Below are 12,581 nucleotides of genomic sequence, written 5' to 3'. Positions count from 1 at the left end.
GCTACTGCGGGAAGACCTCGTCCCAGCGGCAGGGCAGGGGCTTCGGGCTCTGCATCAGCGCGCGCGCCTTTGTCCTCTGCAGCTCGTTCAGGCCGGACCAGAGCTCCTTGGCGTCTTCCGCCGCATCGCTCGAGCCCTGGCCCTCGGCGACCTTCAGCCAGGTGTAGGAGAGCGGCAGGTTGGTCGGGCGGTCCGAGATCTTCTCGGCGATCCGCCGCATCAGGCGCACGCCCTGGACGACGTTGCCGGAGTAGATCTGGCCGAGCTTCTGGGAGGCCGGCGCGTAGCCCTGGCCTGCGGCCTTGCACAGCCAGTCGGTCGCCGCGCGGGTGTCGTAGAAGCCCTGGCGGTCGCCGATCGAGCAGCACAGCGCCTGGCCGACCTCGAACTCGGCCTCGGCCTTGCCGGCGCGCGCCGCGTCGATGTGCTTCTCGTAGACGACCTTGTCCTTGGTGATGTTGGCGCCTTCCATCGCGGCGCCGACGCAGCCGCCGAGCGCCAGCAGCAGCAGGCAGCAGCCGAGCCTGTAGATCCCCGTGAGCGTCATCCTCGTGCCTCTCCCCCGGACCGCCGGCGCAGCTCGGGCCGGCTACATCTTCTTGTTCACCCGGCCCTGTGCCGTCCGATAGAAGTCGTAGAGCGCAAGGCCCACGCCGATCAAGACGACGACGATCAGGTCGACCTGCGGCACGAAGGCGACCAGGATGCCCATGAAGGCGATGAACGAAACGATGGCGAGCAGCGCCAGCACCTTGTCGAGCGGGGTCATGCCAGTTTCGCCTCCCGGGTCGTTGTCGATGCGTCGTCGGCCGTCAGGCTGCGCTGCAGCCAGGCCGCGGTCCTGAGCAGCCGCTCGTCCTCGCCCTTGCGGCCGACCAGCTGCACGCCCAGCGGCATGCCGTTCTCGCCGGCGAGCAGCGGCAGGGTCACCGCCGGCAGGCCGAGCAGGGTCCAGAGCGCGTTGAACGCCGGCTTGCCGGTGATCGCCAGGTCGCGCGGCGCCTCGCCCGGCGCCGCCGGCGTCAGGATGGCGTCGTAGCGCTCGAACAGGCGGTCCAGGCCGTCGCGCAGCACGGCGGCCCAGTCCTTGGCGTTGAGGAACTCGATCGCCGAGAGCGCCCGGCCCTGCTCGACGGCCTGCCGCAGCACCGGGCTCATCAGCTCGCCGTGGCGGTCGAGGTAGTGGCCGTAGTTGCGTGCGATGCCGACGTGCTGCAGGCGCAGCTGCGCCTCGATGCCCTCGGCGAACTCCTCGGGCAGCTCGACCTCGTCGCAGATGCCCTCGCCGTCCGGCCCCGTGCCGCCGATCTCGCCCAGCGCCCCGGCCAGCTCGGCGAAGGCCTCGACCGTGTCGGCGGCGGCCTGGTCCCAGGTCGGCCCCCTGACGAAGGCGAAGAGCGGCTGATAGGGCGGCATTTCGCCGCAGGCCGAGAGCAGCGGCAGGGCGGCGAGCGGCCGGGTGTCCGGATCGCCCTCGTCGTGGCCCTGCAGCCCCTCCGCCAGCAGGGCGGCGCCTTCCAGGTCGCGGGCGAAGGTGCCCAGGGTGTCGAGCTCCCGGCACTGGGTCAGCACGCCGCTGCGCGGGATCAGCCCGAAGCTGGGCTTGAAGCCGACGATGCCGCAGAAGGCCGCCGGGCGGATCACCGAGCCGGCGGTCTGCGTGCCGACCGCGAGCGGCGCCATGCCGGCGGCGACGGCGGCCGCCGAGCCCTGGGACGAGCCGCCGGGCGTGCGTTCCAGGTCGTGCGGGTTGCGCGTCGGGCCAGGGGCGAAGTAGGCGAGCTCGGTCGTCACGGTCTTGCCGAAGATCAGCGCCCCGGCCTGGCGCAGGCGCGAGACCGCCACGGCGTCCTCTTCCGGGCGCCGCCCCTTGTCGACCGCCGTGCCGTTCTCGGTCGGCATGTCGGCGGTGTCGATGGTGTCCTTGAGCGCGACCGGCAGGCCGTGCAGCCGGCCGAGCGGCCGTCCCGACTTGCGGTGCTCGTCGAGCCGGCGCGCCTGCGCCCGGACGTGTTCCGGGTCCAGGAAGGCGAAGGCCCGGACCTCGGGCTCGACGGCCTCGCAGCGGGCCAGGAAGCCCTCGGCGACCTCGAGCGCCGAGAGCGCGCCGGCGGCCAGCCGGTCGCGCAGCTCGACGACGGGAAGTCTGGTCACGTCGGTCATCATGCGCCGTCCATCATCGTCTAGTGCCCGTAGACCAGTGCCGGCAGCCAGAAAGCGATGCCGGGGAAGAGGTAGAGGATGGCCATCGAGATCACGACCATGAACAGGAACGGCATGCAGCCCCGGAAGATCTGCACCAGCTGGACCTCCGGTGGCGCGATGCCCTTCAGGTAGTAGGCCGACATCGCCATGGGCGGCGTCAGGAACGAAGTCTGCAGGTTGAGCGCGATCAGGATACCGAAGAACAGCGGATCGATGCCGAAGTGCGGCAGCAGCGGCAGGAAGATCGGCACGAAGATGATGATGATCTCCGACCACTCGAGCGGCCAGCCGAGCAGGAAGATGATGATCTGCGCCATGATCAGGAAGGCCAGCGGCGAGATGTCCAGGCCGCGCACGAAATCACCGATCAGCTGCTCGCCGCCCAGGTAGGAGAACACCGAGGCGAAGGTCCAGGAGCCGACGAACAGCCAGCAGACCATCGCCGAGGTGCGCACCGTCAGGTAGACCGACTCGCGCAGCCGGTCCCAGGTCAGGGCGCGGTAGACGACCGCCAGGATCAGACCGCCGAGGGCGCCGACCGCGGCCGCCTCCGAGGGGGTGGCGAGGCCGAACAGGATGGCGCCGAGCACCGAGAGGATCAGCACGGCGAGAGGCGCGAAGGAGGTCGCCAGCATCAGCAGCAGGCGGCCGGTGGAGATCTCCTCCATGTCCTCCTTGCGCAGCGGCGGCGCGACCTTCGGATTGAGCCAGGCGCGGCCGACGACGTAGAGGATGTAAAGCCCGGCGAGCAGCAGGCCGGGCAGCATGGCGCCGGCGTAGAGCTGGACGATCGAGACGCCGGAGGTCGCGGCGTAGACGATCAGCATGATCGAGGGCGGGATCAGGATGCCCAGCGTGCCGCCGGCGCAGATCACGCCCGACGCGAAGCTGGCGTCGTAGCGCGCCTTCAGCATCGCCGGGAAGGCGAGCAGGCCCATCAGCGTGACCACGGCGCCGACGATGCCGGTCGCGGTCGCGAAGAGCGCGCAGGTCACCAGGGCGGCGACGGCCATCGAGCCCGGCACGCGCCGCGCCGCGATCTGCAGGGTCGAGAACAGCCGCGAGACGATGTTGGCGCGTTCGACGATGTAGCCCATGAAGAGGAACAGGGGCACCGCGGTCAGCACGTCGTTCGACATGACCGAATAGGTCTGGTTGACCAGCAGGTCGAAGATCCGGTTGTCGAAGATCGTGTGCATGCGCGCCGGATCGTAATAGGCGTAGTAGCCGAAGCCGACGCCGAGCGCCATCAGGGTGAAGCAGATCGGGAAGCCGAGCAGGATGATGCAGATGAAGATGCCGAGCATGAAGACGGCGATCTGGGGATCGGTCATCGCTCAGCTCCTCCGCTCGGGCTGCTCGGGCCGCACGATGTCGATGGCCTCGCTGCCGTGGCTGAGCACCTTCGCCACGTCGCCTTCCTTGAGCAGCTTCTCCATCTCCTCGACGTCCTCCTCGCGCTCGGGCCAGTAGCCGTTCTTGAGACACAGCAGACAGCGGCAGACCTGGGCGGTGCCCTGGATGAACAGCAGCGCGGCGGCGGCGACCATGATGAACTTGAAGTGGAAGATCGGCACGCCGGCCGGGCTCATCACGCTGACCTCGAGGTAGCGGTAGGAGCGGGAGGCGTACTTCCAGCCGGTGACGACCAGGGCCGTGATGCCCGGGAAGAAGAAGATGATGTAGAGGACCAGCTCGATGCTGGCCTGCACGCGCGGGCGCAGCAGCCGGTAGACCACGTCGCCGCGCACGTGGCCGTCGCGCGACAGGGTATAGGCCCCGGCCATCATGAACAGGGTGCCGTACATCATGTACTGCAGGTCGAAGGCCCAGTTGGTCGGGTCGTTCAGCACGTAGCGCACGAAGACCTCGTAGCCGGTGCCGAAGGTCATGATCAGGATCGACCAGGCGAAGGCCTTGCCGAACCAGGCGCTGATCGTGTCGCAGATGTGGATGTAGCGTTCCATGCCGTCGCCTGCGCTCCCAGGAGTCCTGCCGGGGGAGTCATACGAGCGGCCGGGACGCCGTCGCGGCGTCCCGGCCTGTCCGGTGCTTTCCGCGCTGGAGCCTAGAAGCTCAGCTTGCCCGGCCAGTAGTGGTCGTAGGCCATCTTGTAGCCGGCCTGGTTGGTCAGCATGTAGAAGCAGACCCGCTCGGCCCAGGCCTTCTGGCTGTCGAGGACCTTCTTGAAGAAGGCGTCCCCGCTCAGCTTGCCGATGACCTCGTCCCAGGCCTTCAGCTGGGCCTCGAGGACGTCGTCCGGCGTGCGGTAGACCTTGACGCCGTCCTTGGTCATCAGCTTCTGCAGGTCCTTGGAGTAGTTGTCCATGGCGATGCCGAAGTTGGCCGTGTTGGCCGCTTCGACCGCATGCTTGACGATCGCCTGCAGGTCGGGCTCGAGGCCGTCGTAGACGTCCTTGTTGAAGATCACCTCGAAGGTCTCGGCGGCCTGGTGGAACGAGCCGAGCATGTAGACCTTGGAGACGTCCTGGGCGCCGAAGCGGCTGTCGGACGTCGGGTTGTTGTACTCGAAGGCCTCGATCACGCCGCGCTCCAGGGCCGGCACGATCTCGCCGCCCGGCAGCTGGGTGACGCTCAGGCCCATGGCCTGCATGACGTCGGTGGCCAGACCGACGGTGCGGTACTTCAGGCCCTTCATCTGGGCCGCCGAGGTGATCCGCTGCTTGAACCAGCCGAGCGGCTGCTCGGGCATCGGCATGCAGAACCAGCCGACCAGATTCAGGCCGAGGATCTTCTGCACCAGCTCGGTATAGAGCTCGTGGCCGCCGCCGTAGTTGATCCACGAGAGCATCTGCGCGCCGTCCCAGCCGTAGACCGGGCCGGTGCCGAACAGCGAGGCGGCCTTGTTCTTGCCGTACCAGTAGGCCGGCACGGTATGCGAGGCGTCGAGCACGCCGTCGTTGACGGCATCCTGCACCTGGAAGGACTTGACCACGGCGCCCGAGGGCAGCAGGTCGATCTTGAGGCGGCCGCCGGACATCGCGTCGATCCGGTCGGCGAGCTGCTTGGCCATGTCCTGGAAGATGTCCGACGACGTCCAGGACGTCTGCATCTTGAGCACGCGCGGCGACTGGGCCAGGACGGCCGGTGCGGCGAGGGCGCTGGCGGCGACGCCGGCGGAGGCGACGGCACCGGTCTTCAGGAACTTCCGACGATTCAGGCTTTTGCTTTCCACTTTCTTTCCTCCCTAGGTCGGCATTGTCGATTGCCTTGTCGTCCGCGCTTGCGGGGACGTTTTGACGAACAGTTCTATCCTGTCCGAATATGATGGTACGGGGAATCCGGTTGTCTTGGCAACGTGCGCGGGAGCCTGCGCTCCGCACCACGCCTGCTGCTTGACCGCTGCGCGGAGCCGGTGCCGCTCCCTGCCGGCACGTCGGAACGCTCGCGGGGCCATGGCCGGATCCGGTTGCAGGACCGCAGGCTCAGCCGCTGTTGCCCTGGTCGCGGTCGCGGTCGAGCACCAGCCTGATGTGGCGTCGCGCGCGTGCCGCGTCGCGCGGCAGCAGTCGATCGGGCGGCAGCCACAGCGAGGCGACGGTGCCGGCGCCGAGCCGGCTCTCGATCTCGATGTGCCCGCCGTGCATCTCGGCATAGGTCGAGGCGATGTGCAGGCCGAGCCCGGCGCCCTCGTGCTTGCGGTTCATCGCCTGCTCGATCTGCACGAAGGGCTTGAGCACGTCTGTCAGCCGGTCGGACGGGATGCCGATGCCGTAGTCGCGCACCGAGATCTTCGCCCAGCCCTCGGCCGCCATGCCGACGGTCATCACGATGTCGCGATCCTCGGGACTGAACTTCACGGCATTGCTGAGCAGGTTCAGCACGACCTGCTTGAGCAGCCGCTCGTCGCCCCTGACGTAGGGCAGGTCGGCGGCACCGTCCAGCACCAGGCGGCGGTGGTCGATGCCCAGCGAGCCGCGGATCATGCCGGCGCAGCTGTTGACCAGGCCGGCGAGCGGGAACTGTTCCTCGTCGAGCTGGACCTTGCCGGCCTCGATCTTGGCGACGTCCAGCACCTCGTTGACCATGCGCAGCAGGTGCAGGCCGCTGGCGTTGATGTCCTGCGCGTAGCCCTTGTAGGCAGGCGGCGAGATCGGGCCGAGCATCTCCTCGCCGATCATCTCCGAGAAGCCGATGACGGCGTTGAGCGGCGTGCGCAGCTCGTGGCTCATGTTGGCCAGGAACTCGGTCTTCGCCCGGCTCGCCAGCATCGCGCGCTCGCTCGCCGCGCGCTCCGCCTCGCGGGCCTGAACCCGGTCGGTCACGTCGCGGAAGGTGAAGACCGTGACCTCGCGGGTGCGGCTGCGCCGCTCGCGGGGATTGCGGCTGACCTGGATGCTGGAGCGGCCGACCTGGAGCTCCAGGATGCAGCGCCGTCCGTCCGCCCGCTCGAAGGTGATCAGTCGTCCCTGGGCGGGATCCGCCGGCTCGACGGGCTGCTGGAAAGCCTCGAAGGTCGGCAGGATGCGGGCCAGCGGCCGGCCGTGCACCTCGCTCGCCTGCAGGCCGAGGATCTCGGCCGCCGCCGAGTTGAACAGCTCGACGCGCCCCAGGCTGTCGGTGATGACGATGCCGTCGAAGCTGTCCTCGACGACCTGCGCCATCAGCGCCCGGCGGTAGGCGCCGGCCATCCGCTGCTTGAAGATCTGGATCGCCTGGCTCTCGATCTCGCGCACGCTGCGCACGCCGACGAAGAACCCGATCAGCACCAGCCAGGGCGCGATGTCGAGGCTGAGCGGCCAGGCCGCCTGGACCGCGACGCTGAGGGCGAGGCAGGCGAGGCTCGTCGCGAGCGCCGCCAGGGTCGCCCGGCGCCAGGACCAGCGGCGCGCGCCGGCCGCCGCGCCCAGCGCCAGCATCAGCAGCACGGCGACCGTGACCGCCGGTCCGCTGCGCCTCAGGGCGCGGCCCTCGACCAGCGACTCGTAGGCCAGCGCCTGCAGGGTGACCCCGGAGAGGGCCCGATAGACCGGCACGGTGACATAGTCGCCGAGATCGAGCGCGGTCGCGCCGACGATCACCTTGCGGCCGCGCACCGCTGCCGGGTCGAAACGGCCGTCCAGGATGTCGGCGACCGAGAGCCGCGGGATCGACCGCGGATCGATGCCGAAGTCGATGTAGAAGAAGGGGAAGTCCAGCCGTGCGTTGCCGGCCAGCAGGGCGCCCATCGAGGGCCGGAACGAGCGGCCGTCGAACTGGCCGATCGGGTAGCGCCGCACGGCGCCGTCGTGCGCGACGTCGACATTGACGCCGGCGACCGCCGCGCTGTTCGCGAAGATCTGCAGCGGCCGGACGTCGAGCAGCGCCGCGGAGGGCTGGCCGGCCTCGTCCTTCTGGTTGAAGGCGCCCAGGATGACCCGGCCGCCGTAGCGCCGCAGCGTTGCCGCCAGCTCCGCGTCGCCGCTCAGCGACGACATGCTGCTGAAGTCGACATCGAGGGCCACGTCGGTGGCGCCGGCCTCGAACAGGCGGTCGATCAGCCGGGCGAAGCGGTCGCGGGGCCAGGGCCAGCGGCCGGCCTGCTGGATGCTCTTGCCGTCGATCTGGACGATCACCAGGTCGCCGCTCGCCTGGCCGCGGATCAGCTCGAAGCGCCGATCCATCAGCAGGTACTCCAGGCCGTCGAGCCAGCCGGCGGCGTAGAGTCCGAGAGTCCCGGCCAGGATCAGGACGTTGAGGGCGGCGACCTGGCGCAGGCCGCGGTGGCGGCGCGGCGACCAGGGCCGGATCAGCAGCGCCGCGAGCCGGGAGAGGGAATCAAGCCGCACCGGATTCGCCTCCTCGAGGCGCGGCCGGCCCGCGCCGCTGCCATGCTCCCGGCTCGCGATCCGGCGGCGGCAAGACCGCGCGGCGACGGGCCTCAGCTCTTCTTGCCCTTGTTGTCGTTGTTGCTGTTGTTGTTGCCGTTGCCATTGCCATTGCTGCCGGCGGTATCGCTCTTGCCGTTGTTACTGCTGCTGCTGTTGTTGCTGCTGTTGCCGTTGTTTCCGGAATTGCCGTTGCCGTTGCTGCCGGCGGTGTCGCTCTTGCCGTTGTTTCCGGAATTGCCGTTGCCGTTGCTGCCGGCGGTGTCGCTCTTGCCGTTGTTTCCGGCGTTTCCGTTGCCGTTGCTGCCGGCGGTGTCGCTCTTGCCGTTGTTTCCGGCGTTTCCGTTCCCGTTGCTGCCGGCGGTGTCGCTCTTGCCGTTGCTGGCGGAGTTCCCGATCCCGTTGCTGCCGGCCGTGGCGCTCTTCCCGCTGTTGCCGGCGTTGCCGTTGCTGCTGCCGCTGTTGCCGGGCGCGTTGCCGGACAGGACGGCATTGTCCTGGGCGGGCGAGGCGAGATTGCCCGCGCTGGCGCTGCGCGCCCGGGCCGCCGCGGAGGTCGCGGCACCGTTGCCCTGGCTCGTCGAGCTCGTGGTGCCGTAGGTCGCGACGCTACGCTGCTGGCCGTAGGCATTGCCGCGCGCCGCGGTCGAGGCGGAATCCATGCGGACCAGCCCGTCGCTGGCCGCCGCGATATCGATTTCGGCGGTCACGGCCGAGCTGATCGACAGCCCCGTGGCGCTGGCCGAGGCGGTCGTATCCGTGCCGGCCGCCGTCGCGTCGTTGGAGGCTTCCTGCTGGCTCGTCCCGTCGGTCTGCTGTTGCGGGCCCGAGCCGGCCTCGACGGAGAGCGCGCCCTTGCCGTCGCCGGAGACGTGCGCCGTCTGCCCCGGCCGCACCAGGGTCGAGCGGTTGCTGCCGAAGGCGTCGACCTGGACCGCGCCTTCGACGACGTGGACGTTGGCGCCCAGGGCATCGACGCGGACGCTGAAGGTCGTGCCCTTGACGATCGCCGCCAGGAACGGCGTCTCGACCTCGAAGTAGGGGGTCTCGTGCTTCTCGACCTTGAACAGCAGCGTGCCGAGCTGCTGCAGGATGCGCACGCCGAGGCCCGCGCCGGCCGGCTCGGGCAGGCTCATCCGGCTGTCCGGCGCCACCACGATCGTGGTCGCACCGCGCACCAGGACGACCCGGCCGGTCGGCCCGGTGACCAGGCTGTCGCCGTTCTCGACGCGCGTCGTCGGGGTCAGGGCCACTGGCTGCGCGCCCGGCCGCACCACCAGGACCTCGCCGGTCTGGGTGGCGATCGTCCAGGCCTCGTCGGCCCGGACCGGCATGCCGATCAGCAGCACGGCCAGACCGAACAGCAATCCGAGCAGACGGAGCGCAGCAACGGGCCGCGCGGGTCTCGGAAGGGCGACGCTTGCGGAGCGAGAGGGCATGGACGCATTCATCGTGGCGGTTCCTGCCTGGAAAGCCGACGGTCCCATCATGCGGACCTTGCTTGAGCCGAGCAGGTTACTCCAATATCATTCATCTTCGAAGTAAAATATATTGTTAATATTGTGATATCAGTCAAATTGAAGATAATATTGTTGTGTCATGTGTGACGGAAAGGATATTGGTCGAGAAAAAGGTGCGGCGCGGCAAGAAGAAATGGCGAAAATACCGCGAGTATTAGTACGCGCAACGCGAGCGGCGGCTTTGGCTTCGCCGCTGCTGGTCGTCGCCTTGGCGCTGCCGGCCCACGCCCAGCTCGACCAGTCGGAGACCTCGAAGATCCGCGAGCGCCAGCCCGGCGCCGAGTCGCCGGAGGGTGCCACGGAGCAGCAGGAGCGGCCGCCGCCGCCGCCGCTGGCGGCGCCGATCGGGCCCACGCCACCGCTGACCGGCCCGGCGAGCGTCGTGCTCGCCGCCGTCGAGATCCAGGGCGCGACGGCCTTTCCCCCGGCCCGTCTCAACGAGCTCTACGCGAACGACCTGGCGCGCTCGCTGACGCTCGACGACATCCAGGCCCTGGCCGACCGCATCACCAGGTTCTATCGGGAGCACGGCTACCTGCTGACCCGCGTGGTCATCGAGCCCCAGGCCCTGGACAGCGGCATCCTGCGCCTGCGGGTGGTCGAGGGGGCGATCCGCAAGGTCAGCTTCGAGGGCGCCGGCAGCGAGCGGCTCGATCTCGGCGGCTACGTCGCTCCGATCGAGGCCGAGCGGCCGCTCACGCTGGCCACGCTGGAGCGGCAGCTGCTGCTGATCGGCGATCTCGACGGCATCGACGTCACCGACAGCCGGGTCCGGGCGCTCGACGAGGATCGCGGCGACTACGAGCTGATCGTCACGCTCGACGTCCAGCGCTTCGACCTGCTGACCTACCTCGACAACCGCGGCACCCACGCGATCGGGCCGCTCGAGCTCTGGACCGCGGCTGGCACGAACGGCTTCTTCGGCGGCGGCGAGCGCCTGCAGGTCGGCAGCTTCATCGTGCCGAACCAGCCCGGCGAGCTGCGCTACTACGAGCTCTCCTACACGCAGCCGCTGGGCAGCCAGGGCACCAAGCTGTCGCTGCTCGTCTCGACCAGCGACGCCACGCCGGGCGCCGAGTACAGCGGCACCGACGACCGCATCCGCAGCACCGGCGTCACCGTGAAGCTCAGCCATCCGGTGGTGCGGCGGCGCGACGAGACGCTGCGTCTCGGCCTGACCTTCGACTACCAGAACTCGACCGAGGAGAAGTTCGGCGCGACGATCGTCGACGACCGGCTGCGCGTGATCCGGCTGCGCGCCGACTACGCCGCCGGCGGCTTCCTCGACGCGACGCACTACGCCGGGCTCGAGCTCAGCCAGGGCCTGCCGGTCTTCGACGCCAGCGATCCCGGCGCGGCGACTCTGTCGCGCAGCGACGGCCGCAGCGACTTCACCAAGCTCAAGGGCTACTTCAGCCGCGACCAGCGGATCGGCGACTACATCGGCGCCCAGGTCTCGGTCGCCGGCCAGATCGCCCAGACGCCGCTGCTGTCGAGCGAGGAGTTCGGCCTGGGCGGCGGGCAGTACGGGCGTGCCTACAACTACTACGAAGTCTCCGGCGACGACGGCTTCGCGACCGCGGCCGAGCTGCGCTACGGCCAGAGCTTCGACGAGGCCTTCTGGCTGAACTCCTTCCAGGTCTACGGCTTCTACGACTGGGGCGAGGTCTGGAACGACAACGCCTCCGGCGACTATGCCCGCCAGACCCTGTCGTCGGCTGGCGCGGGCCTGCGCCTCGACCTCGTCGACCACCGCTTCTCGCTCGACCTGCAGGTGGCGCGCCCGCTGACCCGGGTGCCCTACGAGACCGGCAGCAAGTCGACCCGCTTCTTCCTCTCCGTCACCGGCCGCTTCTGAGGCGGCCCGGGGCGCGCGGGCGCTCGGGACGGAGCGAGCGGAGACGCGAACGGGCGCCGCCCGTGCCAGGCGGCGCCCGTTTCGCACGACCCGCCGGGTCGAGCCCCTGTACCCGTTTGTGCAGCGCCCCCCGAGGCGGCGGCAGAAGAGGCGGGCAGGGCTCGCTCAGGCGGCTTCGGCGTCGTCGCTCTCGTCGAGCGTGGCGTTCGCCAGCAGCTCGGCGAACTGCTTGACCAGCGCGCGCTTGCGCGGCGGCAGGCCGTGGTACAGCCGGGCCATGCGGCGCGTGCCGCGGTCCAGGGCCATCGGGTCCTGGCCGTCGCTGCCGGCGGTCGGCTGCGGCGCGTCCGGCATCAGCCGGTCCAGGGTGATGCCGAGGGCACCGGCCATCTGCAAGGCGCGCGACAGGCTGAGGCCGTTGGTGCCGACCTCATACTTCTGCACCTGCTGATAGGAGAGGCCCAGCCGCTGGGCGAGCTCGGTCTGGCTCAGTCCCAGGGACAGGCGCGCCGCGCGCAGCCGCTCTCCCACGGTCTCGTTGAAGTTCTTGTCGAGGTTGCGCAGCTCGCGCGACCCACCGCGCCCGTGCCGGCGCTCCTTGACGGCCATCTTGGCAACCGAGGTGCTCATCTCCTACCCGTCTCCCGCTTAATGGGTTCACCAACTTCCCTGACTAAAAACCAGATTTCCGGTTATCGCAACCGGAAATTTCGTTTTCTGAACCAGACACCGGCAAAAAGAGTCATCGGAGGGCGGTTCGGCCACGCTAAGTGGTTGCGTGAGACGGGCAAAGACGATACGGTCAGCCATACCCTTGGGAGTATAGAGCCCCATGCTCTTCGTCTGCCGCCGCACACTTCGCGCTTTTTCGTCCGTCTCCGATGCCGTCGCGTCGGGGAGCGACCCGAATCAGCTGATCGCAGCGGAGCCGAACGGCGAGGTCACGGAGAACGGCCTGCTCTATCTCGCCACGGACCAGGCGGGCGCCCTGCGGGTCACCGCGGATCCCCACACGGTGGTGGCCTGGAGCCTTTGCGACGCCCTGCAGATCGAGATCTGCACGGTCGAGCCTGCGCGCGAGGCGCGTGTCCGGCTTCACAGCGTCGCCTGATCCGATCAGGTCGGTCGCCTCGGCCGCTGCGACGATCACGTCGCGGGGCTACGGAAGCC

The 12,581-nt window shown here is 69.2% G+C and carries 11 protein-coding genes; 2 read left to right on the top strand and 9 right to left on the bottom strand.

Annotated features, from left to right (window positions below):
• Position 1: 1 nt before the first annotated feature.
• The 8 genes from B9O00_RS21860 to B9O00_RS21825 form a co-directional block, all read right to left on the bottom strand.
• Positions 2-547: an SEL1-like repeat protein gene (locus tag B9O00_RS21860; RefSeq protein ID WP_085124866.1), complete on the bottom strand. Its 546-nt coding sequence runs from the start codon at positions 545-547 to the stop codon at positions 2-4.
• Between the two features lie 42 nt (positions 548-589).
• Positions 590-769 carry a hypothetical protein gene (locus B9O00_RS21855; protein WP_085124865.1) on the bottom strand — a complete coding sequence of 60 codons (180 nt, stop codon included), beginning with the start codon at positions 767-769 and terminating at the stop codon, positions 590-592.
• Entirely contained in the window at positions 766-2,163 is a 1,398-nt protein-coding gene (locus B9O00_RS21850) for an amidase (RefSeq protein WP_085124935.1), read from the bottom strand. Before B9O00_RS21850 ends, B9O00_RS21855 begins: the two co-directional genes overlap by 4 nt.
• 20 nt (positions 2,164-2,183) lie before the next feature.
• Complete coding sequence (locus B9O00_RS21845) at positions 2,184-3,539, bottom strand: TRAP transporter large permease (protein ID WP_085124864.1); 1,356 nt, start codon at positions 3,537-3,539, stop codon at positions 2,184-2,186.
• Between the two features lie 3 nt (positions 3,540-3,542).
• Complete coding sequence (locus B9O00_RS21840) at positions 3,543-4,172, bottom strand: TRAP transporter small permease subunit (RefSeq protein WP_085124863.1); 630 nt, start codon at positions 4,170-4,172, stop codon at positions 3,543-3,545.
• A 101-nt stretch (positions 4,173-4,273) separates the two neighbouring features.
• Positions 4,274-5,401 (bottom strand): TRAP transporter substrate-binding protein, encoded by a 1,128-nt coding sequence (locus tag B9O00_RS21835; RefSeq protein ID WP_085124862.1) that lies wholly within the window; start codon positions 5,399-5,401, stop codon positions 4,274-4,276.
• Between the two features lie 250 nt (positions 5,402-5,651).
• Positions 5,652-7,994 (bottom strand): CHASE2 domain-containing protein, encoded by a 2,343-nt coding sequence (locus tag B9O00_RS21830; RefSeq protein WP_085124861.1) that lies wholly within the window; start codon positions 7,992-7,994, stop codon positions 5,652-5,654.
• A 92-nt stretch (positions 7,995-8,086) separates the two neighbouring features.
• Positions 8,087-9,523 carry a FecR domain-containing protein gene (locus tag B9O00_RS21825; protein ID WP_085124860.1) on the bottom strand — a complete coding sequence of 479 codons (1,437 nt, stop codon included), beginning with the start codon at positions 9,521-9,523 and terminating at the stop codon, positions 8,087-8,089.
• 211 nt (positions 9,524-9,734) lie between these two features.
• On the opposite strand from B9O00_RS21825, the gene B9O00_RS21820 reads away from it, so the two are divergent.
• A complete protein-coding gene (locus B9O00_RS21820) occupies positions 9,735-11,411 on the top strand; it encodes a ShlB/FhaC/HecB family hemolysin secretion/activation protein (RefSeq protein ID WP_143596311.1) in 1,677 nt (558 codons plus the stop codon).
• A gap of 165 nt (positions 11,412-11,576) precedes the next feature.
• Here B9O00_RS21820 and B9O00_RS21815 read toward each other — a convergent pair whose 3' ends face one another.
• Positions 11,577-12,041 (bottom strand): helix-turn-helix domain-containing protein, encoded by a 465-nt coding sequence (locus B9O00_RS21815; protein WP_085124858.1) that lies wholly within the window; start codon positions 12,039-12,041, stop codon positions 11,577-11,579.
• Positions 12,042-12,243: 202 nt separating this feature from the next.
• Here B9O00_RS21815 and B9O00_RS21810 point away from each other — a divergent pair, with 202 nt between their 5' ends.
• A complete protein-coding gene (locus tag B9O00_RS21810; protein WP_085124857.1) occupies positions 12,244-12,522 on the top strand; it encodes a hypothetical protein in 279 nt (92 codons plus the stop codon).
• The last annotated feature ends 59 nt before the right edge of the window (positions 12,523-12,581 follow it).

The organism is Tistlia consotensis USBA 355, from assembly GCF_900177295.1.
GTDB classification, from domain to species: Bacteria; Pseudomonadota; Alphaproteobacteria; order Kiloniellales; family DSM-21159; genus Tistlia; species Tistlia consotensis.
This window is presented reverse-complemented; position numbering and strand designations above follow the sequence as displayed.

Coding starts and splice junctions, on each gene's coding strand:
- B9O00_RS21815 (WP_085124858.1), bottom strand. CDS start 12,041: ATGAGCACCTCGGTTGCCAAGATGGCCGTCAAGGAGCGCCGGCACGGG.
- B9O00_RS21840 (WP_085124863.1), bottom strand. CDS start 4,172: ATGGAACGCTACATCCACATCTGCGACACGATCAGCGCCTGGTTCGGC.
- B9O00_RS21845 (WP_085124864.1), bottom strand. CDS start 3,539: ATGACCGATCCCCAGATCGCCGTCTTCATGCTCGGCATCTTCATCTGC.
- B9O00_RS21855 (WP_085124865.1), bottom strand. CDS start 769: ATGACCCCGCTCGACAAGGTGCTGGCGCTGCTCGCCATCGTTTCGTTC.
- B9O00_RS21860 (WP_085124866.1), bottom strand. CDS start 547: ATGACGCTCACGGGGATCTACAGGCTCGGCTGCTGCCTGCTGCTGCTG.
- B9O00_RS21810 (WP_085124857.1), top strand. CDS start 12,244: ATGCTCTTCGTCTGCCGCCGCACACTTCGCGCTTTTTCGTCCGTCTCC.
- B9O00_RS21825 (WP_085124860.1), bottom strand. CDS start 9,523: ATGATGGGACCGTCGGCTTTCCAGGCAGGAACCGCCACGATGAATGCG.
- B9O00_RS21850 (WP_085124935.1), bottom strand. CDS start 2,163: ATGACCGACGTGACCAGACTTCCCGTCGTCGAGCTGCGCGACCGGCTG.